The following is a 23,702-nucleotide window of genomic DNA, read 5'->3' as shown; positions in this document are numbered from 1 at the left end:
GAATATCTTAACAAAATTAATTTTTACACATAACTCAATGGGGTTAAGCAAATGTTTAAGACACTAATAATTTAAAGGCAAAAGACAAGGCTTCTTGGGTTGAAGCAAAACTTTGTAAAGCCATCGGCTTAGCAATGGCTTTGATTTCTCGTTGCGAATAACCCAAACCTGCCAAAGCTTCGGCCACCTCATCAAATTGCGCTTGGTTACTTGAGGATGCTTGTTGACTAGGCGCTAGCTCTGCCCCATCATTGGCCACAAAATCACCTAATTTACCTTGCAAGTCTAAAATCATCTGCTGAGCCGTTTTCTTACCCACACCAGGGAATTTGGTTAAATAAGTAACATTCTGACTTTCAATCGCTTGAACTAAGCCAGTATGGTCATTTAAAGCCAGGATAGACAAGGCTGATTTGGGCCCAATATTAGAGACCCGGTTCAAAAGATTAAATAACTCCTTCTCTTGCATATCTTTAAAACCATAAAGGGTTAGGGAATCTTCACGGACCACTAATTCTAGATAAACTTGAACTTCTTCATTTAAATGACGATTCCATGCATAAGCATTGGGGGAATAGATTTTATAGGCCAAACCACTCGCCGTAACAACAAGATAAGTTGGGTGGATTTGGCTTAAAATTCCTTGAATATATTCGTACATAATTAGTCCACAAATTCCTTATATTGACCATACCCTGCTTGGTCCATTTCTTCTAGCGGAATAAAACGTAAAGCCGCAGAATTAATACAATACCGTAAACCGCCCAATAGGCTAGGTCCGTCATCAAAAACATGACCCAAGTGGGAATCAGCTTGCGGACTACGAACTTCGGTCCGTTCCCGTAGTAAGGTCTTATCAGATTTTTCAACTAAGGACGAACCAGGAATTGGCTTAGAAAATGAAGGCCAACCACAACCAGCGTCATACTTATCGGCAGATGAAAACAGGGCTTCTCCTGAAACGACGTCCACATATATTCCTTTTTGATAAAAGTCATCATACTGACCACTAAATGGGCGTTCAGTTCCCGCATTTTGTGTCACCTCATACTGTAGGGCATCTAACTGGTCAATCTGGGCTTGATATTTTTCTTTACTCATCGAACTTGTCCTCCTTCGTGTGAATCTTGAATACGTTTAAATATTTTTTCTAATGATTTCTGATCAAATTCTACAAAAACTGGGCGTCCATGCGGGCAATGGTAAGGGTCTTCTAAGTGAGCCATATCTTTAATTAGGGCTTCTGCTTCCTTAGGAGCCAAATAATGGTTAGCTTTAATGGCCCCCCGGCAAGAAGACATAATAATCGAAGCTTCTTTTAATTGAGCCACGGTTAAATCAGGCTCTTTAAGAAGGCGGTCTACCAAACCATAAATTAAATCGTCCAAATCCTCGTCTAGAATCCAGTTAGGATAGGACGGCAACTGGTAGGAATTGGGTCCAAGATTTTCCAGGAAAATCCCCAATTTTTCTAAAGATGGTTTTATTATTTCAATCGTCGTCATTTGCTCTAAAGAAAACTCAAAGACATGAGGCAGGAGCAAATCTTGTTGCAAGGTCACATCCGGATCATAGGTCATAAAATGTTCATAACGTAGGCGTTCCTGGGCAGCATGCTGGTCAATCAGATAAAAACCTGATTCTGACTCAGCAATTAAATAAGTACCATGAATTTGTCCCACATAACGCAAGGCTGCAAAATCTATGCCCTGCTTTTCAGTCTCTCTCTCGTAAACTTCTGAAGACTGTTGAATTTCCGAATCTAAGACAGCTTTGAAATTTGAGTCAGGTAACGCTCTAGTTGGGTGCCCTTGGTCGTTACCCTGAGAACATGAGTTTTCTCTATCTATGCCTAAAGCTTGCTCTAAGGCTTGGTAATGAGACATCGGTGGCTTAGAATAATTTTCTTGTCTTACTGGCTTATTCTCAACTTCTTGGTCTACTTGGTCTGGGTCTTGTTGATGTTGGAAATTACTATCTACCTTCCCAATCGAGCCATTTAGGTCTAAAGGGATTGTACGTTCGGACAGACGGTAATTATCTTGCGCAACCAAGGTCTGGCCTAAATTAGGGACAGGATTCACTTGGCCTAAACAGGCTTTAACCCCGTCTTGAATTAGTTTAGCTAATTCAGACTCTTTACTCAAGCGAACTGTTTGCTTGGTTGGATGAACATTCGCATCGACTAGACGGGGGTCTAAGTCAATGGCCAAAATTGAAATGGGATAACGGCCAATCATTAGTTGGCGCCCGTAAGCCTTAATCAGGACTTGATTCAATTGGTTAGAATAAACGGCCCGACCATTCACAAACCAATGAATATAGTTGCGAGAGGTCCGGGTCAAGGTTGGCGGTGAAATAAAACCAGATACCTTGAAGTCATCATCGGCTACATTTAATGCGATGAGCTGACGGGCTAAATTGGCTTGATAAATTTGGGCGATACTTTCTTGCAACCGTCCCCGTCCTGAGGTTTGAAAAAGTTTTTGCTGATTATTAAAGAGGGAAAATTGGATTTGAGGATAAGCCAAGGCCATATTCTGCACAAAACGAATAATATGTTTTAATTCAGTTTGCAGTGTTTTTAGGTGCTTAAGCCGAGCGGGTGTATTATAAAATAATGATTTAACCTCGATCTTGGTTCCTTGGTTCCCGGCACATTGGCCTTGGTTCATTAATTTTGAGCCTGCGATTTCGACAAAATTTGCCTGGTCTTGGCCAGCTTGACAGGACTCGACCCGGACCTTAGCTACAGATCCAATTGAAGCTAGCGCCTCTCCCCGAAAGCCTAACGAATGAACATTAAACAAATCATTTAACCGATAAATTTTACTGGTTGCATGGGGTAAAAAGGCGAGCTGCAGGTCCTCTGCATCCATTCCTTCCCCATTATCTTGAACCATAATTTGACTGATACCAGCCTCTTCTAAATAAACACTTATGATTGATGCTCCCGCATCAATTGAATTTTCAACTAATTCTTTGACGACTGAGGCTGGTCTTTCAACGACTTCCCCTGCTGCTATTTGATTAGATAAGGCAGCTGGCATTTGTTTAATTTTACTCACGACAGGGCCTCTTTTCTAAGTTAATCTAATAATTCTTGGGCTTGGTTTTGGAGTTTGGCTAAGTAAACCATGGTGTCCAATGGCGTCATTTGATTTAAATTAGCTTTAGTTAAATTTTCTAACAAAGGACTGACAGGATTTTTTTGTTTAACATCAAATCCATTTGAATCGAGACTTTCTTGGTCAAATAAGGATAGTTGTTGGTCCTCATTTTGATCCATCTTCTTAGCCTTTTCCTCTAATCTAAATAGAATTGCTTGACTATTTTGAATCAAACTTTCAGGTAAGCCTGCTAGACGCGCAACATGAATCCCATAAGACTTATCAGCGGGCCCATCAAAAATTTTATGAAGAAAGATAAGCTCCCCATTTTTCTCACTCGCGCCCACATGGATATTACGAATATTGGATGATTCAGTGGCTAAGTTAGTTAATTCATGATAATGCGTTGAAAAAATAGTCAAAGCACGGACTTTATCGGCAATATATTCGATAATACCTTGGGCTAGGGCCATCCCATCATAGGTTGCGGTCCCCCGGCCAATCTCATCAAAGAGTAATAAAGACCTACTGCTTGCCTCTTGTAAGGCTTCATTCGTTTCCATCATTTCAACCATAAAAGTGGATTGTCCCCGGGAAATATCATCCGCTGAACCAATCCGGGTGAAAATTTTATCCACAATCGGCAGTTTGGCTAACTTAGCAGGCACAAAGGAACCAATTTGATTCAAAATAACCGCATAAGCAACCTGACGCATAAAGGTAGACTTACCTGACATATTCGGTCCAGTTAAAAGTAAAAGATATTTATCTGGACTTACTTTTAGATTATTAGCCACAAAATTGGCCGGTCCTATCATTTGTTCGATCACTGGATGACGACTCTCTTCCAGTTCAAGTTGCCCTGGTTGATCAATGATTTGGGGTCGACAAAAATTCTCTTCTTCAGCCAAACTCGCAAAAGCACATAGAATATCTAATTCAGCGACTTGTTTAGCTAAACTTTGTAAAGTTGGGATATGCCGACTTAAATCTTGACGAATCGCAACAAAAAGCTCGTATTCCAATAGTTTTGCCTTATCTTGAGCTTCTAGAATAGTGGTTTCAATGTCTTTTAATTCCTCAGTGATAAATCGTTCATTGTTGGCTAGGGTTTGTTTCCGCTGATAACGCGGATCCTCTAATTGGGCCGCTTGTAACCGAGAAATCTCAATATAATAGCCAAAGACCTTGTTATAACCTACTTTTAAGGTTTTTAGACCGGTTTTTTCGCGTTCACGTTGTTGTAACTCTACTAGCCATTGTTGTCCATGATTCAAGGCATCCCGGTACTTGTCTAATTGTTGATGATACCCATCTCTGATAATATTACCTTCAGTGACGGATAAGGGTGGGTCCGGTTCTAAACTCTCTTCTAAAAGCTTAACTAAAGTATCGAAGGAAGCCAAAGGATTAAAAGCGTCTTGACCATCTGCTCTTAGGGCTGCGATCACCTTATTTAAATAAGGAATTTGTTGGAGTGATTGTTTTAATTGAATCATATCCCGGGCATTGGCATGACCTAAAGAAATCTTAGTTACCAGACGTTCTAAGTCATAAATCTTATCCAAGGCTGATTCTAAATCTAAGCGATGGAAATAGTTCTCGATTAAAGATTGTACTTTATCATGTCTTTGCAATAAAGGCTCTTTTACTTGCAGGGGTTTATCTAACCATTGATGGAGGAGTCGACCACCCATAGCAGTTTTAGTGCGGTCTAAATACCATAATAACGACCCCTTCTTGCGTTGTGACCGCAAGGACCGGCTTAATTCAAGTTGACTCTTGGTATAAGGCGTCATTTGTAAATAATCAATGATTTGATAGAAATTAACTGCTTGGAAATGATCTAAATCCTGCATTTGGACTGATTCTACATAAGCAAGTAATAGGTTTAAGCAAGCCAAACCCGCTTCAGCTTGGTCACTTGTCAGGGATTTACTTAATTTAGTCATCAGACTAGGACTGGCTTGGGCTTGGTCATCAATCACAGAGAAATGCGTCTTAAGATTAGCTTTTAGAAATTCTAAGAGACTAGGATTAATCGAATCTGGATAGACAAGTTCACTGACTTGTATGCCTTCTAATTCATTGATTAATTGATTCATCTCTTGACCTTGAGTCAAAAAGACTTCACCCGTAGAAACATCACAATAAGACAAGTAGAAGAACTCACCTATTTCTTTCAGGCAAGCGATATAATTATTTTCTTTTTGATTTAATGCCTTTTCTTGCATAATGGTTCCTGGGGTAATAACCTTTATTACGCCCCGTTTAACCATTCCCTTAGTTAGTTTAGGGTCTTCCAACTGTTCACAGATGGCTACCTTATGGCCCGCTTGAACTAAGGTTTTAATATAATCATCAGCAGAATGATAAGGCACACCGCACATTGGAATAGGATTATCGACATTTTTGTTACGCGAAGTTAGGGTAATCTCTAGAATCTTACTAGCTTGGAGGGCGTCTTCATTAAACATTTCATAGAAGTCGCCTAAGCGAAAAAATATAAAACAATCGGGATAGCGTTCTTTGACGGCATCATACTGTTCCATCATGGGGGTTTTTTTAACTTTTCCCATATTATCCCTCACTTTCTTAACTTTTATAATCTTTTTAATTTTACCATAAATTTAGCCAAACTGCTTCTCGAATACATAACTACTAAACTAGCAATGGATAAAGGGTAAATAGGATAATTTGTTAAAAATTCAGGTAAGAAAAAAGGTTGGGCAAGCCCAACCTTTAGAAACTATTTGGCATAATCAACTGCTCTTGTTTCACGAATTACAGTTACTTTAATATTACCAGGATAAGTCATTTCATTTTCAATGCGTTGTTTAATATCATGTGCAACTTTAACGGCGCGAACATCATCAATTTTATCAGGTTTAACCATAACCCGGATTTCCCGTCCCGCTTGAATAGCATAAGAATGTGAAACCCCATCAAAACTATTAGAAATTTCTTCCAATTGTTGTAAGCGTCGAATATAATTTTCCAAGGACTCACTCCGAGCACCTGGTCTTGCCGCAGAAAAGGCATCCGCTGCAGCCACAATGACCGCAATCGCAGAACTTGGTTGTACATCACCATGATGGGCGGCAATAGCATTAACCACCACTTCTGGTTCACGGTAACGTTTAGCAATTTCAGTCCCGATTTCCACATGGGTTCCTTCAACTTCATGGTCTAAGGCTTTACCTAAATCATGAAGGAGACCAGCACGTTTAGCCATATTTACATCTTCGCCTAATTCATTAGCCATAAATCCAGCTAATTTGGCTACTTCGATCGAATGCTTCAAAACATTTTGGCCGTATGACGTACGGTAAGCTAACCGTCCTACCATCTTAATGACATCTGGATGCAAATTATGTAAGCCTAATTCAAAGACAGCTTCTTCACCCACTTCACGGATTTTTTCATCCATTTCCTTACGAGCTCGTTCAACAATATCTTCGATCCGAGCCGGATGAATCCGTCCATCTTGAATAAGTTTTTCAAGGGCAATCTTAGCAATCTGACGACGAATTGGATCAAAACCAGATAAGACCACTGTTTCAGGGGTATCATCGATAATCAAATCCATCCCAGTCAAACTCTCAAACGTGCGAATATTTCGACCTTCACGACCAATAATGCGACCTTTCATCTCATCATTTGGTAACTGCACGACTGAAACGGTATTATCCGTCACCAAATCGGTTGAAGTTCTTTGAATGGCCGACATAATAATATTCTTAGCATTACGATCTGCTTGATTTTTAGCTTCTTGTTCAGCATCTCTGACCATAATCGCCATTTCTTGCTGTAGACCTTGTTCTGTCTGAGCCAATATTTGTTGCCGGGCATCATCACGGGATAGTGCTGCAATCCGTTCTAATTCAGCCTCTTGTTGCCCCACTAATTCTTCAACTGCTTTTTCACGAGTTTCTAATTGTTCCACCCGTGTTTGATAAGCCTCTTCACGTTTTTCTAAATGAAGTTCTCTTTGATCAAGATTATTTGATTTTTGATCCAAGCTTTCTTCTTTTTGAATTAAACGATTCTCAGAGCGACTCACTTCAAAACGACGTTCTTTTAATTCCGTTTCGATATCATTACGGTACTTTAAATTTTCTTCCTTCGCTTCGAATAAAGCTTCACGCTTTAGAATCTGAGCTTGTTTAATGGCATCATCAACGATATTTTCAGCATTTTCTTTAGCATTTTCAATATTTTTTTTGTGTCTTGCTGCTGCAAGTCCAAAACCAATGACTAATCCAATTACTAAAGCAAGTATCGCGAAGGCGATTGACATAAAGTCCATAGTGTCACCTCCGTATCTAATTTTAATAATGGAAATTAAAAATATGTTCAGCATGTATTTCTACACAAGTATAATAATAAGTTTTTTTGACTAATTAGTCAATCATACTTTAATTATGGACTCATAAAAATAATAAAGATAAATCTTCTACTATTTATAACAATATTTTAGCTGGATAAATCCCTCTATTTTTATTGGAGGGTCTACGAATACTTAAGTAAACAAAAAAGCCTAGTATATCTTTAAGTGTAAATCCTCCAAAGTTAGCTTACCAGCAAAATTTTAAAGGAAATAAAAGTAACATACTAGGCTTTTTTGTTTTATTATCATCAGGTGATTCTTCTTATACTTTTACTAAATTAGTCTTATTATAAGTCTAATTCAGTCGATTCACTTTCAGCAGTTTCTGAATTTTTAGGTCCAATATTATAATGAGCCCTAACTTTACTATTTATTTCCTCACGAACTGCTGGATTATCAATTAAAAACTGTTTTGCATTCTCACGACCTTGGCCGATCCGTTCGTCACCATATGAATACCAAGACCCTGCTTTATTGATAATATCTAAATCAGCAGCCATATCAACAAGCTCTCCCTCTTGAGAGATACCTTGACCATACATAATATCAACCATGGCCTCTTTAAAAGGAGGAGCAACTTTATTTTTTACCACTTTAATCCGGGTCCGGTTACCTATCATCTCCCCACTATTTTTGATGGTTTCAGCACGTCTAACTTCTAACCGAATGGTGGAGTAGAATTTAAGGGCACGACCACCTGGGGTCGTTTCAGGATTACCAAACATAATCCCTACTTTTTCACGGATTTGGTTAATAAAGAAACAAATTGTTTTGGTTTTATTCACAGAGCCGGATAATTTACGTAAGGCTTGTGACATTAGCCGAGCTTGTAAGCCAACATGGGCATCCCCCATATCTCCTTCAATTTCAGCTCGAGGTACTAAAGCGGCCACTGAATCAACCACAATAATATCAACCGCACCAGAAGCTACTAAGGCATCCGCAATTTCTAAACCTTGTTCTCCTGTATCTGGTTGTGATAGCAATAACTCATCCACATCAACACCTAAGTTGGCAGCATAATCAGGATCTAAAGCATGCTCAGCATCAATAAAGGCAGCGGTACCCCCTTGTTTTTGTACTTCTGCAATAGCATGTAGGGCCACAGTTGTCTTACCAGATGATTCTGGTCCATAACATTCGATAATCCGGCCCCGCGGATATCCGCCGATACCTAAAGCCACGTCAAGGGCTAAGGAGCCAGTTGGAATCGTTGAAATCTTTGTATCAGTTTTTTCGCCTAATTTCATAATAGCCCCTTTACCGAAGTTTTTCTCGATATTTTTAAGGGCTAAGTCTAAAGCTTTTTGTCGTTCTGTATTAACCATTTAAGTCCTCCATTCACTCTTACATTAATATAATATACAATCATTGAAAGAATAGCAAGGGAAAAGCGAACGTTTGTTCTATTTAGTGTAATATTCCCTGACTAAATTTAAGGCCTCCAAACATGTGATTTCTCTAACTGTTTGACGAGGCTTATGATCAATATGAATACACTTAGATTCTAAATAGCCTTTGCCATCAGCAATTGCTAAATATACGGTCCCCGCTTCAACTCCTTGATCTGGTCCCGGGCCAGCCACTCCTGATACGGCAATTGCTAGGTCACTTACACATTTTTGCAAAGATTTAAGTGCCATATCTTTGACTAATTCATGGCTGTAAACTGTATATTGAGTAATGGTTTCGGCGTCAATACCTAGAATATTTTCTTTGGCTTCGACTTGATAAACCACAAAGGCTCCTTTAATGACTTGGCTAGCTCCAGGAATTTGAGTTAAAGTTTCAGCAATTAAACCACCCGTCAATGATTCTGCTACTGCTAGGCTTTGCTTATGTTTTTTTAATTGATCCACCACATTTTGAGCTAAACTGTAGTCTTGTCCTTGGCCAATAAAATAAGGGTTTAAGCGATCTAAAATCTGGTCTTGAACTTTTTGATTCAAAGCTTGAGCCTCTTCAAGCGTTTCTGCCGCAGCCGTTAGTCTAACAGTGACCAATTTAGGTTTTGAATACATGGCAATGGTTGGATTACTTTGATCCATGACGATATCATCTATTGCATCAGCTAAGGATGCTTCGCCGATCCCAAAAAAATTCAAATAATCTGAATCAAAGACCTGCCCATGATTTTCAGCGTGCTTAGCTTGAAGTAATGGAATTAAGTATTGTGTCACCATGGCTTTCATTTCAAAGGGAGGTCCTGGTAATAAAACAAAAATTTGATTATTCTCCGTTTCATAGAATGAACCTAAGGCTAACCCAACATCATTAGGTAAAGCTTGTCCTCCTTCAATATACCAAGCTTGTTGGTAATCATGTTTTGAAACTTTTCGATGTCCCCGTTCAAAATAATCTTCAATTCGACTTAATTGATTTGCATCAACTTTTAGCTCTGCTTGTAAGAAATCAGCCATAACTTCTTTACTAATATCATCACGGGTAGGTCCTAGGCCTCCCATCATGATAATTAAGTCGGACCGACTTGAAGCTAAACTTAAAGTATCCTTCATCCTTTGTGCATTATCACCCACTGTCTCTTGATAATACGTAGCAATCCCAATATCCATCAGGACTTGCGCCAACCAAGCACCATTAGTATTGACAACATAACCCGTTAATAATTCTGTTCCTACTGCAATAATCTCAGCCTTCATGGCTTTGGACCTCCCTATACAAATACACCATTTAAGGTAATTTCCTTGAAAAATAAAAAAAGTTGGTCTTTGTCTCGCAGACTCCAACCAACAAGAAAAATGACTACATGGCAGCTCCAAAAATATGGCGAGCATGATAAAAATAATCAATACCTGAATAAACAGTAAAAAATAAACAAATATACAGCAAGAGGGTCGCGATAGGGATAGAAACCAAGACAAACCCAGCATCTTCTAACAAGAAGAACAAGATCGCAAACATCTGAGAAAAAGTTTTTATTTTGCCAGGTAAGGCAGCAGCCATCACTGACCCTTGATATTTAGCTAAAAGTACCCGTAAGCCGGTGACCAAAAGCTCCCGCGAGATAATAATAATAGCTACCCAAGCTGGTACTTTGCCCATAGCCACTAATAAAATGAAAGCAGATAAAACTAATAATTTATCCGCCATCGGATCAAAGAATTCACCGAATACCGTCACCAAATTGTATTTGCGTGCTAGAAACCCATCTAAAAAATCTGTAAATGAAGCTACCGCAAAAACAATTGCAGCGAGTAATTGGTTAGTCGGTATCGAAGCACCTAACACTTCAACTGAATGCATACTAGTAGGCCAATATAATAATCCTATAAACACAGGTATCATACATATCCGAAATAAGGTTAATTTATTAGCAATGTTCATTTTATTCCTCCGTTTGAGTATCAGGAGTTAGTGATTCATCTTGACCCTCACTTGCTAAAGGACTCTCACTGGTTTGTTCTGGGCTAGCACTGGCATCTTTAGTCACGAAAGTAATTGTATCATTGTAAGAATCTTCTGGTAGATCTATTTGAGTACCATTAACCTCAATCGTAGCTCCTTCAGGATAGCCTAAGTTAATCACTGCCTGTTTAACATTCTCTGGCATTGAGTAATCTAAGCTTTCGTCTGTACTTAAAGTTTGGTCAACCACAATTCCACCGTCTTCAAAAACGCCAACCCATACAAAATTAAGGGCTTTTACTGTGATTTTATAATCCTTACTTGACCCATCAAACTCATAAACTGGATTTGATCCCGGTTCAGATACCAAGCTTAAGACTTGATTTCCAACTTTAATTTGATTCTCTGCAAGTTCAATGTTGGCTTCTTCCGACTCCTGACTTGATTGCTCTGAAACTTGAGCGGCTGATTCGGGTTCAACCGGACTAACAATTTCAGATTGTGAAACTGAAGCCAATGATTCATCAACAGAATCAGGTTTAGTCACCTTATTTATTGCGATAAGCAAGGTCACCATAATAAAAAGAATTAATAGAACTAAAATTGCTAAGGGTAAATACGACAAGGCTTTTTCAAAACTTGATTTCTCTTCATGGTGGTGCAAGCTACTCCTACTAGGAATAGTTTCTTCTTTTCGACTACGAAAAGCTAAATCAAGCTCATCCTCATCGAACTCATGACCTTGCGCTTCAAATTCTTCAATTAAATCATCCCCATTTAGTCCGATTACATCAGCATATTGCTTGATGAAGGCTCGAACATAAAATGCACCCGGCAGTTGATCATAATTTTCTTCTTCAATTGCTTGCAAATACTTTTTTTGGATTTTGGTTAATTGTTGCAAGGTATTAAGGGTATAACCCTTTTCAATACGGGCATCTCTAAGCTTTGACCCTAAGTTATTCATGTATAGTCATCCTCTTCTACAGACATATTCAGCCACTATTATAACACAAGTGCCAAGACCATAGCATCATTGAGCTTGAAATTTATTTTAAAATCCTATGAAATATGGAACTTAATAACTTAAACGATAACTTACCTAAAAAAACTAATGGGACTGAGCAAAGTGCTCAATTCCATTAGTCTTTCGATTAAATATATTATATATTGATTATTTAGTTTTAATATACGTTGTTCCGTTGGCAGCAGGTCCAGCAGATTGACGAACAAAACTCACTAGCACAATAATTGTTACAACATAAGGAGCAATTTGAAGATAAACTGAAGGAATCCCCGCTATCAATGGAATCTGAGAACCAATAACAGATAAGGACTGTGCAAAACCAAAGAACAAGGCTGCTCCCATGGCTCCAATTGGATTCCATTTACCAAATATCATGGCAGCCATCGCCATAAACCCTTGTCCAGCAATGGTTGAGGCAGAGAAGTTTAAAGAAATAGATTGGGCTAAAACGCCGCCTCCAATTCCACCTAAGAAACCGGATATAAGGATACCAATAAAGCGTAGCCGGTAAACGTTAATTCCTAACGTATCTGCTGCCTGAGGGTGTTCGCCGACTGAACGAAGCCGTAAACCAAACCGAGTTTTAAACAGAATAAAATAACAAATAATCGCTAAGACAATTGCTAAATAAGCTGGTACAGAAGTCGAAGTAAAGAAAATTTCACCAATCACAGGAATCTTAGATAGAACTGGGAAATTATAGTAACCAAAACTATGTGAAACAAAATCTGTTTGTCCCTTCCCTTCGAAAAGTTCCCGAGTTATAAAGACAGCTAAAGATGGGGCGATTAAGTTCAAGACTGTCCCAGAAATAACATGATCGGCCCGAAGATAAACAGTAGCTAAGGCATGGATAGATGCAAAAGCGACCCCAACTAAACCTGCTATGATAAGGCCCAACCAGTGGCCATAAGGATGACCAGCAGCTGAATAAAAAAGATTGAAAACAATGGATGAGAAGGCTCCCATGACCATGATTCCTTCCAGACCCACATTAACCGTACCAGATCGTTCAGAGAAAACCCCGCCGAGGGCAGTGAAAATCAAAGGAGCGGAATAAACTAAGGTCGATGAAACTAATAAAGAAATAGTTGAAATCATTTATTTTCCCCTCCTTGTTCGACGATGGTTTGATTGCCCACAACTGGAGCTTTTTTACGTTTATCCAAGAAATAAGTAATGACATAAGATGAACCAACAAAGAAGATAATACTTGCAATAACAATATCTACAACCTCTGATGGCACTCCGCTTTGTAATGGCATGGACGTTCCACCTGTCTTTAAAGCCCCAAATAAGAAGGCCGCAAAAATTGTTCCTAGCGGGTTTAAAGCCCCTAATAAGGCTACCGCCATTCCATCAAAACCAATTGAAGGTGCTACCCCATTGGTTAAGAAAATATAACCATATTCGCCAAGTCCATTCATTACCCCACCTAATCCAGCTAGGCCACCTGATAAGACCATAGCCATAATAATATTCCGTTTAGCATTCATCCCCGCATAGTTAGAAGCATGTTTATTAAGACCAACCGCTTTTAATTCAAAACCAAGCGTGGTTTTATTCATAACAATATAAACAATGATACCGAAAATTAAAGCGAGGAATATTCCTGTATGAATGGTTGAAAACTGAGTTAAGTCCGTCATCCATTGTGCTTTTAAGCTGGCATTTTCAGCCAAGGCTGGCGTCCGGTCAGCTCGATCAGTTAATACATTACGAATAATATAATCAACTGAATAGACAGAAATGTAGTTTAACATAATGGTTACAATAACCTCTGAAGTATTGAAGAAGGCCTTTAAAACTCCAGCAATGGCTGCCCATAAAGCACCTGCTAAGACCCCACCGATAATTGCAAGTGGTAAAACAATCAATTTAGGTGCTTCTGGCATTAATAAACCAATCCAAACTGAAATCATCCAACCCCATAAAGCTTGTCCAGAAAGACCAATATTAAAGAAACCAGCAGTATAGGCTACCGCAAATCCTAAACCAGTAAAAATTAAAGGTGTCGCGGCCCGAATGGTTTGTCCAATATAAAACGGTGTCCCTAAAGCCCCTTTCACTAGGGCAGCATAACCCTCAAGAGGATTATATTTAAAAACCATCATAATCAGGGCTCCAAAAAGTAACCCAATTACAACCGAAAGAATCGGAACTAAAAATGATACTTTTTTATTTTCCATTTTCTACTCCTCTCCCTTCACGTTGGACTAGCACTTGTTCATAAGAGGTTCCAGCCATCATTAAGCCTAATTCTTGTTCATTGGTTTCACCCGCAGGAATATCTGCTACTATTTTACCATCATACATTACTAAGATTCGATCCGATAAATTGAGAATTTCATCTAATTCAAAACTCATCAATAAAATACCTTTATCTTTATCACGTTCATCAATTAAAGATTTATGAATATACTCTATTGCACCCACATCAAGACCCCGGGTCGGATTGGCTGCAAATAAAAAGTCTGGATTTGCTGCTACTTCCCGAGCAATAATTGCTTTTTGTTGGTTTCCACCTGATAAAGACCGTGCTGAAGCTTGTGGTGAACTTGTCCGTACATCAAAACGATCAATTAATTGAACCGCATTATCATAAATAACCTTATCATTCATAAAACCGGCCTTTGAATAAGGTGATTTATAATATTGTTTTAAAGAGAAATTTTGGTCCAAAGGAAAATCTAAAATAAGGCCATACTTATGCCGATCTTCCGGAATATGTGAAATACCTGCTTCGTATAGCTTTCGTGGTGAAAAACCGGTAATATCTTCACCTTTATAAGTCACCGTACCCGAATCAGCCTTCATTAAACCGTTCAAGGTTAGAATTAACTCTGTCTGGCCATTGCCATCTATCCCAGCAATCCCAACAATTTCACCTGCTCTTACTTCAAAAGAAAGGTGTTTCACTTTTTCAATACCACGCTCATCTTTTACAACCAAATCATTGATACTTAGGATAGTATCTTTAGGTTGCGCCGGTGCTTTTTCTGTCTTGAAGGATACAGAACGGCCGACCATCATATCTGCTAAATCACTCGCAGTCGTGGTTGCAACATCAACTGTATCAATTGATTCCCCCCGACGAATGACCGTACACCGATCTGCTACCGCCTTAATTTCATCTAATTTATGGGTAATAATGATAATGGACTTACCTTCTTTAGCCAGAGCCCTCAAGGTCACCACTAAATCTTCAATCTCTTGGGGTGTTAAGGATGCCGTCGGTTCATCAAAAATTAAAATATCAGCTTCCCGATATAATATTTTTAAGATTTCGACCCGTTGTTGCATCCCAACTGAGATAGATTCCACTCGGGATTTAGGTTCAATCCGCAAACCATATTGGTCTGATAACTCATTAATTTTTTCCAAAGCCTCATTTTGATTCAAAGTAAGACCAGAGATTGGTTCATCCCCTAAAATAATATTTTCTAAAACAGTAAAGGCATCAATTAACATAAAATGTTGATGAACCATCCCGATTCCTAATTTTTCTGCTTTACTAGGAGAGTCAATCGTCACAGCTTTCCCATTAATCAGTATTTCACCTTCGCTCGGTTCTAATAAGCCGGATAATATATTCATTAAGGTCGATTTTCCTGCCCCATTTTCACCTAACAAGGCATGAATTTCACCCTTGCGCAATTCCAAGTTAATATTTTTGTTGGCGTAAAAATCTCCAAATCGCTTAGAGATATTGCACATTTCAATAACTGGTGTTTGCGTTTCCATTTAGCTATCACATCCTGTTTCTTAATTTGTGTTCCGTTTTCATTATACCAATTTATCTCAAAAAAAATAGAGGGAATATTTAAAAATAGTTCCCTCTATATATTTTTAAGTGAAAATATTACGGCTTAGTTGGGACTTCGATTTTACCATCAATAATTTGATTTTTTAAATCATTGACTTGTTTTAAAATATCTTCTGAAAGTTGACCATCTGTGATACCCACAGAGTCAGTATCTAAACCATATTCAACTAAACCAGATTTAAAATTGCCATTCATTACTTCGTTGGTAAAAGTATGCATGGTTTCCCCAACCTTTTTCAAGGTTGAAGTTAAAGTTAAAGAACGTTCTTTTCCGTCTACTGTAACCGTTCCTTCTTCAGTTTGGTCGCGGTCAGCACCAATCACCCATAAATTACGGCTTGAGTCAGCAGCAACTAAATCTTTAGCTTCTGAGAAAACACCATTACCAGATTCACCTGCAGCTTGGTAAATCACATCAATATCATTGGCATACATAGCAGAAGCAATTTGTTTAGCCTTAGGTGCATCAGCAAATGACCCAACATATTCTACCGTTACTTCAATATCGTCTTTTACAGCTTTGGCACCGGCAACAAAACCCGCTTCGAAAGCATCAATCACTTCAGATTCTGCTCCACCGACAAAGCCGATATGGCCTGTTTCAGATGATAAAGCAGCGGCTGCACCAGCTAAGTAAGCTGCTTCATTGGCGCGGAAATTAATTGAGGCAACGTTTGGAGCATCAACAAAAGAATCCACTACAGCAAATTTTTGGTCTGGTTGTTGACCGGCAATTTGTTCAATGGCGGGTTGTAATTTGAAGCCTACTCCGTAAATAATATCAAAACCTGCTTGGACTGCCGTGTTAATATTGGTGACATATTGAGAGTCTTCATCAGATTCTAGATAATCAAAGCCTTTTGCGCCCTTTTCTTTACCATTTTCTTTACCCCAGGCTTGAAGCCCTTCCCAGGCAGATTGGTTAAAGGACTTATCATCAATTCCACCCTGGTCAGTAATCATAATGGCAGAGAAATCTTCTTGAGCTTGGACCATAGAAATCATTCCTGGACTAAGTAAAGATAGAGTTAATGCTGCAATTCCAAATTTTTTCATAAAAAACATCCTTTTCTTTTAGTATGATTTTTTAGCTAAGTGTTCAATTTCTTGGAAGAAAGTGTCATGGTCAACATCATAAACAAGGTTAACAGGGCGTCCCTGAGGATCAACTTGCGTTCGTCCTTGACTCGGTCCTTGATCATGGACCGTAGAATATACCACTTTCTTTTGAATCATTGAATCATTGACAAGAGTTAAGGTAGTCAAAACATCCCATAGATAATAGGTTGAATTCGTCGCAAAATGAACCAAAGGGGGCACCATGGCATAACATTGTCCTAAGAAATCCATACCAATATAAGAGCGTTGCTTTGCCCACCCTTCCCGAATATCAATAGTCAGAGGGACTTTATTGGTACTTTCCAAAGCAACAAGATCAATTTCAATACTTGAGTTCCAGACCCGTTTTGTGGCTTGAGGATCCCAGTAAGCATTCCATTCAGCACTACCATCATGGTCTGATTCATGAACATTCCCATCTGCTAGGAAAGTTCCTCCCATCCAGATTAATTTGTTAATCTTCGTTTCAATCTCAGGTGCTTGATCTAAAGCCCGAGCTAAATCGGTTAAAGGACCTACAAAAACCAAATCAACCTTTTGGTCACTCTCCTTTAATGCACGAATTAAGTCTTGGTGAGCTGGTAAATCAGATAGGCCAACTTTTAGAGGTAAATCTTCATTCAAAACTGGTAAGGCATCGACATAATAAGCATGCATCCGCCACTCAGTTGGAAATGGATTGAGACCTCTCGAATTTGAAGCTGCTACCTTTAAATCTAACCTCTTAGAGAACCGTTGAATAATTTTTTGACTAGCAGATACTGCAGGTAATAAATAACAATCGGCTGGTATTACCCCTACCCCGATTAATTCTACCTGGTCCATCTGCAATAATAAGTAAAGCGAAACTAAATCATCCACTCCACCATCATGGTTTAAATATACTTTTCGCATAAAACCACCTTTCACACAGAATTGAAAAACAAGAACTAGTTTAGTGTTTTTCACCTATTAATTCAATTAAATACAATGTTTTATCATTTTTTTTAAGATAATGTTCGTGTTTTTATTTTTTCATAAAAAGAAGCATTTACAACCTTGAATTGACTGTAAATGCTTCTTAAATATTTCATGCTTATAAATGATGTAACAAATATATTTGGCCTTTGTTATTCTGGTTTTTCAGGAACTTCGATGTCGCCATTGATAATTTGGTCTTTATATTCAGCAACTTTTTCTTTGATTTCATCGCTTAATTGACCATCAGCCAAGCCAACGCCGTCTTCTTTCAAACCGAGCACATTGTTACCAGCTTTGAACTCACCTTTAGCAGCTTGTTCAGTTGCTAATTTAACAGCTTCACCAACACCCTTTAGGGTAGAGGTTAAGGTTAAGTGACGTTCTTCACCATCAATTTCAACAACACCTTCTGCATCTTGGTCACGGTCAACCCCAATTACCCAAATTTCTTGAGAAGGATCATTTTTAACTAAGTCTTTTGCTTCTGAGAAGACACCGTTACCAGTATCACCTGAAGCATGGAAGATTACATCCGCACCATTTTTGAACATTGCTGCTGCAATTTGTTTACCTTTTGGTGCATCTGCAAATGAACCAGCATATTCTACTGAGACTTCAATATCAGGATTAACTGCTTTAACCCCTGCTACGAAACCAGCTTCAAAGCGGTCAATAATAACCCCTTCAACCCCTCCAACAAAACCAACTTTGTTAGTCTTAGTTGTCATGGCTGCCGCAACCCCTGCTAAGAAGGAAGCTTCATGGTCTTTGAAGTTATATGACGCTACGTTTGGTTGATCTACGAAAGAATCCACAATAGCAAAATGAGAATCAGGATTTTGTTGCGCGATTTGGTTAATAGCTTCCTCTAATTTGAAACCAATCCCAAAGGTTAAATCAAAACCAGATTGAACAGCTGTATTTAAGTTAGTAATATAATCAGAGTCGCTATCAGATTGAATATAATCATATCCTTTAGCGCCTTTTTCTTTACCTGCTTCTTCACCCCACGCTTGAAGGCCTTCCCAAGCTGATTGGTTGAAGGATTTATCATCTACCCCACCGACGTCAGTAACAATTACTGCAGAGAAATCATCGCTTTCTTGCGCTACTACCATAGCTGCTGGTGCTAAAACAGAACCTAAAGTTAAGGCCACAGAGGCCGCTTTAAAAAATTTTGACACTTACATCACTCCTTCTAATTGTATGCAAGTATTATATCTTGAAAACGCCACCATTTCAAGATGGTTTTGATTAAATTTATTTATAACTATTGTTAAAATTACTTATAATTACTGATTTATCAAGACCTGTCTTGGTTTAGATCCATCCGCTGCTGAAATATATCCCATGGCTTCTAGATCATCAATCAACCTTGCGGCTCGATTATAACCAATCCGAAAACGACGTTGTAATTGAGAAATAGAGATTGTTTCTTGTTCTTGAATCAGTTCCACTGCATCTTCAAAATATTCATCTTCAGATGCTTGTTCCATGGCCATATTTTCATCCGTTATGACCATCTTTTCATCATAATCAGGCTCAGTTTGATCTTTAATCATATCTGTAATTCGTTCTACCTCTTCATCCGAAATAAAGGCTCCTTGAACCCGGACTGGTTTGTTTTTGCCCATAGGTTGGAAGAGCATATCCCCCTTACCTAGGAGTTTTTCTGCCCCATTTGAGTCAAGGATGGTTCGTGAATCTGTCCCTGAAGACACCGCGAAGGCTAGGCGTGATGGTACATTGGCTTTAATAATCCCGGTAATAACATCCACTGACGGTCTTTGGGTCGCTATAATCATATGAATACCCGCAGCCCGAGCCATTTGAGCCAAACGAATAATCGCAGCTTCAACTTCATTAGAAGCCACCATCATTAAATCAGCTAACTCATCAATGAAGACCACGATTTTCGGTAATATTTCATAGCCGGTCCCCTCACTTTTATTAAGATTATCTACATGTTCATTATAAGAATCTAAATTGCGGACCCCCGTTTCAGCAAAAAGCTCATACCGACGTTCCATTTCTTGAACGACATTATTCAAAGCTTTTGCTGCCTTACGAGGATTAGTCACCACTGGCGCTAACAAATGGGGTAAATCGTTATACATGGTTAACTCCACTTTTTTAGGGTCAACCATCAAGAACTTAACTTGATCAGGTCTAGCTTTCATTAATAAGGACACAATTATTACATTCATCCCTACAGATTTACCGGATCCGGTTGCCCCTGCCATTAACAAATGGGGCATCTTGGTTAAATCAGCTAGGCACACTTGACCGGATACATCCCGACCTAAAGGAACTTCTAACAAATTAGGGCTCTTTAAGGCCGCATCAATGATTTCCCAGAAGGATACTGGACTCACCTGGGTATTAGGAACTTCTATTCCAATCAAAGATTTGCCAGGAATAGGTGCTTCCATCCGAACATCTCGAGCCGCAAGCGCTAGAGCAATATCATCAGATAGGGAAACAATTTTAGAAACCTTCACCCCTACCGCTGGTTCAATTTCATATTTAGTAACTGCTGGACCTAGGTTAGCCTTAACCACACGGGCATCCACGCCAAAACTTTCAAAGGTGCGTTCTAATTTCTCAATGTTATGTTTGATGCGGTCATATTCCTCTGACTGGTCAACTGGAGGAATTTTATTTAATAAACTCTTCCCAGGCAATTTATAGGTCTGGTGCTTTGCCTTCTTCTTAGCTGGCTTAGGGCTTGGAGTCGGTTTTTGTCCCGCTTGTAAGGAAGCTTCCAAGTCATCTGCGGTTAAATTTTGGGCTTGGTGAGCTTGATCTTGCCAACGCTGAGCCGCTAATTGAGTTGCAGAACTTGATTCAGAATTGGAAACATTCTCTTCTAGTGAGCTTGCTTGAACCGGATCAGCCTGACTAGCCATCTTAGCTTGGTCATTAATTGACTCTGCTGAAGTAAGTTCCGTTTCTTCGTTTGAGCCAACCATATTGTTAGTACGATTTGCCTCGGTTTCCTCAGGCAATTCTAGTTGATCAGGTTCAGTTGGAAATTCATAGTTTTCTGGGGTAAAAGAACCACCCCGTTCAATCGGCACTTCCTGCTTAACCAGTTTAGTTTGGTCTTGACCTGAAGCGAATTGATCTGGATGGTCTTGGTCTAAGGCGTCAAAATAATCCATATCCAAAACAGGCGCTTGAACTTGACGACTTCTTTGAGCTTGACTAGCTTGTGGGATTCCTGCTTGATAAGGTTCAAAGTCTCGATGGCGGTCAACTTTTGCCGGAAGATCATAATCCACTGTCCGATCAAAGACTTCGCGTTGACTACTAGACCCATCACTAAAAATACCAGAAACTAAATGACCAAAACGACCCTTCAGCGAGTTGGTTTTACGTGAATTTACTTCCTGATTATCGCTGTAACTTTGATATTCATTCAAGTCCATATCCTCTAGCTCAGCTTCATCCTGATTAGAATTAAAGACTGCTTGGTCTTTTACCTGCCTTTTTTGCGCTTGGACGGCCCTTTGTTCTTCTAAGAGGTCTCTTGCTTGATCGATGGACTCATAGATAGATTCATTTACACCAGCAAATAGGCCAAAGAAAGCTTGACTCGCTGCTTTTAAATCAGAGAGTCGAATATCAACTAACATAAATAAGCCACAAAAAAAGAGCACTAATATCAATAAATAAGATCCCCAGGAGCCTAAGAGATAAGCAAAAGATTGATACAAGCCTACTCCTAGTAAACCTCCCCCCATATCTTGGGATACTTGATTTAAGGCCAGTTCATTTTTAAACAGACTATATACTTGGCTAGTTAATGAATCCGCCCCCGCGGCCTGCGGGAAAAAGGCTTTAAAATGCAAAGCCAAGCTAATCGCTACTAATACTAGGATCGATCCTAAGAATTTTTTCCACGAAATGGTCATTAATTTACCCTTCACCATCAAACATAGTGCAAAAAATAAGATAAGGGTAAAAATTAAATCATAAGCTTGCCCTACTAGGAGCCGCATACAATTCACCATGAAATTACCCAAAAAACCCCATTGGCACAGGGCTAATAATGAAAGGAATGACAGAACCAAGCCTAAAATCAAATAATACACTTGATAAGTGCCTTTTGCTTTACTTGGTCTGCTTTTTGCTTTTTTACTTACTTTTTTTTCAGTCAAAATGAATCCTCCTGAATTAACATTTACATTTATAGCAGCTATCATTATAACATGTTAAAATACATTTATCGAATTTAGAAAGGATGATTCGAATGACCTTCCAGTTAATTGTTTCAGGTCGTGTTCAAGGGGTGGGTTATCGTTACTATGTTCAAAGCTTAGCTGAAAAATATAAGATCAAAGGCACTGTTCGCAACCAAAGTAATGGAAATGTTATGATTATTGCCCAAACTGATTACGAGACCTTAGGTCAATTTATCAGTCATCTAAAAATCCCCCAACATCGCTGGATGAGAATTGATAATGTCAACATTGAAGAAATTAAACTAGATAAAAATTATTCAGACTTTCGCACGATTTATTAGGATTTACCTAAATTTAATTGAAATTCCTTTGTTAGTTTAATATAGTATTACTTATGACAGAGAATCGGAGTGATACACTAAATGCAAAAAAAATATGATAAATATTACAAAATTGCCTTTTTATTAATGTTAGGCTTAGTCTTAACTGGTTGTGTGCGTACTGATGCACAAGGAAATCCTAGTGGTTTTTTCTATGAATACATTGGGATACCGACCTCACATTTCTTAGACTGGCTAGCTCACATTTTTGGCGGTTCATACGGGATTGCTATTATTATTGTCACCCTAATTACCCGAATTTTTATGATTCCATCTACGCTTAAGATGACTAAGGGATCGATGACTTCTGCCGCTAAGATGAAGGTGGCTCAACCTGAAATTAATGAAATCCAAGCAGAAATTGAAGCTGCTACCAGTGACCAGGAAAAAATGCAGTTGCAACAAGAATTAATGGCAGTTTATAAGAAATATGATATCAATATGTTAGGTGGCGTCTCAGGCTGTCTTCCTCTACTGATTCAAATGCCAATCATCTCTGCCGTCTATGCGGCAATTCGTTCATCTGAGGCCATTAAGAATTCTCATTTCTTAGGGATTAACTTGGGAGAACGCAGCCTTGGCATTGTAATTGCTGTTGTAATCATTGGTTTTATCCAAGGATGGTTATCTACCAAGGCTATGCCTGCTTCCGACAATCCTCAAGCCCAACAAACCTCCAAATCAATGATGTTAATCAACCCATTGATGATAGGTTATATTACTTATATTTCAGCAGCTGGTTTAGGAATTTACTTCTTAGTTGGATCAATCTTTTTTATTTTCCAACAACTTTATATGAATCATGTAGTTAAACCTAAAGTCCAAGCGGAAATTGATGCCCATGCGGAACGCTTCAAGAATGCTCCCCGACGCAAACGTAAACCAGTAATCCAAACAGTCAATCCAGAAGATCAAAAGGAACGGTTGGTGCCAATCAAAGGAAGCCAAGCTAAACGTCGCAACGAAGGCAAACAAAAACGTAAATAAGTAAGCTAGTAATAAGTAAAAAGAATCCATGTTCTTATCCTATAGTGACCCCAAAAAGTTGGACCAGAGAGATGAGTACATATTTTATGTACTTGTCTCTCTTATTTTTTGTTTTCTAAGCAGCTTGAAGTGAATGGCGATAAGCAATTGGGCTCATCCAGTTTAATTTTTCTTTGATTCGTTCTACATTATAGTACTGTATATATTTAATAATCGCAGTTTCTAATTCTCTGTAACTATGATAAATCTTATCGTAATACATTTCTTGCTTCATCACACTGAAGAAGTTTTCCATGGGTGCATTATCGTAACAGTTTCCTTTCCGTGACATACTTTGAAAGATTTGATTT

At 38.7% G+C, this 23,702-nt stretch carries 19 protein-coding genes; 2 read left to right on the top strand and 17 right to left on the bottom strand.

Annotated elements, in window-relative coordinates; translation table 11 throughout:
* Positions 1–55: 55 nt before the first annotated feature.
* From ruvA to G396_RS0105700, 16 genes are all read right to left on the bottom strand, one after another.
* Complete coding sequence (gene ruvA / locus G396_RS0105775) at positions 56–661, bottom strand: Holliday junction branch migration protein RuvA (RefSeq protein WP_006417553.1); 606 nt, start codon at positions 659–661, stop codon at positions 56–58.
* 2 nt (positions 662–663) lie between these two features.
* Entirely contained in the window at positions 664–1,101 is a 438-nt protein-coding gene (msrB, locus tag G396_RS0105770) for a peptide-methionine (R)-S-oxide reductase MsrB (RefSeq protein ID WP_028125353.1), read from the bottom strand.
* The gene (gene mutL / locus G396_RS0105765; protein WP_028125352.1) at positions 1,098–3,068 is read right to left on the bottom strand and encodes a DNA mismatch repair endonuclease MutL; all 1,971 of its coding nucleotides are present in this window, start codon (positions 3,066–3,068) and stop codon (positions 1,098–1,100) included. The genes msrB and mutL overlap by 4 nt, the downstream gene beginning before the upstream one ends.
* 20 nt (positions 3,069–3,088) lie before the next feature.
* On the bottom strand, positions 3,089–5,689 hold the full coding sequence (mutS, locus tag G396_RS0105760; protein WP_028125351.1) for a DNA mismatch repair protein MutS: 2,601 nt from the start codon (positions 5,687–5,689) through the stop codon (positions 3,089–3,091).
* A 170-nt stretch (positions 5,690–5,859) separates the two neighbouring features.
* The gene (rny, locus tag G396_RS0105755) at positions 5,860–7,419 is read right to left on the bottom strand and encodes a ribonuclease Y (RefSeq protein ID WP_028125350.1); all 1,560 of its coding nucleotides are present in this window, start codon (positions 7,417–7,419) and stop codon (positions 5,860–5,862) included.
* 368 nt (positions 7,420–7,787) lie between these two features.
* A complete protein-coding gene (gene recA / locus G396_RS0105750) occupies positions 7,788–8,828 on the bottom strand; it encodes a recombinase RecA (RefSeq protein WP_028125349.1) in 1,041 nt (346 codons plus the stop codon).
* A 78-nt stretch (positions 8,829–8,906) separates the two neighbouring features.
* The gene (locus G396_RS0105745) at positions 8,907–10,160 is read right to left on the bottom strand and encodes a competence/damage-inducible protein A (RefSeq protein ID WP_028125348.1); all 1,254 of its coding nucleotides are present in this window, start codon (positions 10,158–10,160) and stop codon (positions 8,907–8,909) included.
* Between the two features lie 103 nt (positions 10,161–10,263).
* The gene (gene pgsA / locus G396_RS0105740) at positions 10,264–10,845 is read right to left on the bottom strand and encodes a CDP-diacylglycerol--glycerol-3-phosphate 3-phosphatidyltransferase (protein ID WP_028125347.1); all 582 of its coding nucleotides are present in this window, start codon (positions 10,843–10,845) and stop codon (positions 10,264–10,266) included.
* Between the two features lies 1 nt (position 10,846).
* Positions 10,847–11,833, bottom strand: coding sequence for a helix-turn-helix domain-containing protein (locus G396_RS10950; RefSeq protein WP_006417607.1), 987 nt, complete (start codon positions 11,831–11,833; stop codon positions 10,847–10,849).
* A gap of 207 nt (positions 11,834–12,040) precedes the next feature.
* Positions 12,041–12,994 (bottom strand): ABC transporter permease, encoded by a 954-nt coding sequence (locus G396_RS0105730; RefSeq protein WP_006417434.1) that lies wholly within the window; start codon positions 12,992–12,994, stop codon positions 12,041–12,043.
* A complete protein-coding gene (locus G396_RS0105725; protein WP_028125346.1) occupies positions 12,991–14,082 on the bottom strand; it encodes an ABC transporter permease in 1,092 nt (363 codons plus the stop codon). The genes G396_RS0105730 and G396_RS0105725 overlap by 4 nt, the downstream gene beginning before the upstream one ends.
* The gene (locus G396_RS0105720) at positions 14,072–15,637 is read right to left on the bottom strand and encodes an ABC transporter ATP-binding protein (protein WP_028125345.1); all 1,566 of its coding nucleotides are present in this window, start codon (positions 15,635–15,637) and stop codon (positions 14,072–14,074) included. The genes G396_RS0105725 and G396_RS0105720 overlap by 11 nt, the downstream gene beginning before the upstream one ends.
* A 118-nt stretch (positions 15,638–15,755) precedes the next feature.
* Positions 15,756–16,775, bottom strand: coding sequence for a BMP family lipoprotein (locus G396_RS0105715; protein WP_028125344.1), 1,020 nt, complete (start codon positions 16,773–16,775; stop codon positions 15,756–15,758).
* Between the two features lie 18 nt (positions 16,776–16,793).
* Positions 16,794–17,732 (bottom strand): nucleoside hydrolase, encoded by a 939-nt coding sequence (locus G396_RS0105710; protein WP_028125343.1) that lies wholly within the window; start codon positions 17,730–17,732, stop codon positions 16,794–16,796.
* Between the two features lie 215 nt (positions 17,733–17,947).
* On the bottom strand, positions 17,948–18,982 hold the full coding sequence (locus G396_RS0105705) for a BMP family lipoprotein (RefSeq protein WP_028125342.1): 1,035 nt from the start codon (positions 18,980–18,982) through the stop codon (positions 17,948–17,950).
* 108 nt (positions 18,983–19,090) lie between these two features.
* Positions 19,091–21,961 carry a DNA translocase FtsK gene (locus G396_RS0105700; protein WP_028125341.1) on the bottom strand — a complete coding sequence of 957 codons (2,871 nt, stop codon included), beginning with the start codon at positions 21,959–21,961 and terminating at the stop codon, positions 19,091–19,093.
* 92 nt (positions 21,962–22,053) lie between these two features.
* On the opposite strand from G396_RS0105700, the gene G396_RS0105695 reads away from it, so the two are divergent.
* Both G396_RS0105695 and yidC read left to right on the top strand, forming a co-directional pair.
* On the top strand, positions 22,054–22,326 hold the full coding sequence (locus G396_RS0105695) for an acylphosphatase (RefSeq protein WP_051221159.1): 273 nt from the start codon (positions 22,054–22,056) through the stop codon (positions 22,324–22,326).
* 81 nt (positions 22,327–22,407) lie between these two features.
* Positions 22,408–23,352 (top strand): membrane protein insertase YidC, encoded by a 945-nt coding sequence (gene yidC / locus G396_RS0105690; protein WP_028125339.1) that lies wholly within the window; start codon positions 22,408–22,410, stop codon positions 23,350–23,352.
* A gap of 115 nt (positions 23,353–23,467) precedes the next feature.
* On the opposite strand, the gene G396_RS10290 is transcribed toward yidC, so the two are convergent.
* The coding region (locus tag G396_RS10290; RefSeq protein ID WP_034907665.1) for an IS3 family transposase at positions 23,468–23,702 on the bottom strand (235 nt) is incomplete at its 5' end.

Origin of the sequence: Eremococcus coleocola DSM 15696 (assembly GCF_000428865.1) — a bacterium.
In the GTDB taxonomy this organism is placed as follows: Bacteria; Bacillota; Bacilli; order Lactobacillales; family Aerococcaceae; genus Eremococcus; species Eremococcus coleocola.
Note: the sequence above shows the minus strand (reverse complement) of the source record. Positions and strands in the feature narration are given on the sequence as shown.

Excerpts from the sequence above, each read along its gene's own strand:
- recA (WP_028125349.1), bottom strand. The coding sequence starts at position 8,828 with ATGGTTAATACAGAACGACAAAAAGCTTTAGACTTAGCCCTTAAAAAT.
- G396_RS0105725 (WP_028125346.1), bottom strand. The coding sequence starts at position 14,082 with ATGGAAAATAAAAAAGTATCATTTTTAGTTCCGATTCTTTCGGTTGTA.
- G396_RS10950 (WP_006417607.1), bottom strand. The coding sequence starts at position 11,833 with ATGAATAACTTAGGGTCAAAGCTTAGAGATGCCCGTATTGAAAAGGGT.
- G396_RS0105695 (WP_051221159.1), top strand. The coding sequence starts at position 22,054 with ATGACCTTCCAGTTAATTGTTTCAGGTCGTGTTCAAGGGGTGGGTTAT.
- G396_RS0105715 (WP_028125344.1), bottom strand. The coding sequence starts at position 16,775 with ATGAAAAAATTTGGAATTGCAGCATTAACTCTATCTTTACTTAGTCCA.
- G396_RS0105720 (WP_028125345.1), bottom strand. The coding sequence starts at position 15,637 with ATGGAAACGCAAACACCAGTTATTGAAATGTGCAATATCTCTAAGCGA.
- G396_RS0105710 (WP_028125343.1), bottom strand. The coding sequence starts at position 17,732 with ATGCGAAAAGTATATTTAAACCATGATGGTGGAGTGGATGATTTAGTT.
- msrB (WP_028125353.1), bottom strand. The coding sequence starts at position 1,101 with ATGAGTAAAGAAAAATATCAAGCCCAGATTGACCAGTTAGATGCCCTA.
- rny (WP_028125350.1), bottom strand. The coding sequence starts at position 7,419 with ATGGACTTTATGTCAATCGCCTTCGCGATACTTGCTTTAGTAATTGGA.
- G396_RS0105745 (WP_028125348.1), bottom strand. The coding sequence starts at position 10,160 with ATGAAGGCTGAGATTATTGCAGTAGGAACAGAATTATTAACGGGTTAT.
- yidC (WP_028125339.1), top strand. The coding sequence starts at position 22,408 with ATGCAAAAAAAATATGATAAATATTACAAAATTGCCTTTTTATTAATG.
- mutS (WP_028125351.1), bottom strand. The coding sequence starts at position 5,689 with ATGGGAAAAGTTAAAAAAACCCCCATGATGGAACAGTATGATGCCGTC.
- pgsA (WP_028125347.1), bottom strand. The coding sequence starts at position 10,845 with ATGAACATTGCTAATAAATTAACCTTATTTCGGATATGTATGATACCT.
- G396_RS0105730 (WP_006417434.1), bottom strand. The coding sequence starts at position 12,994 with ATGATTTCAACTATTTCTTTATTAGTTTCATCGACCTTAGTTTATTCC.
- ruvA (WP_006417553.1), bottom strand. The coding sequence starts at position 661 with ATGTACGAATATATTCAAGGAATTTTAAGCCAAATCCACCCAACTTAT.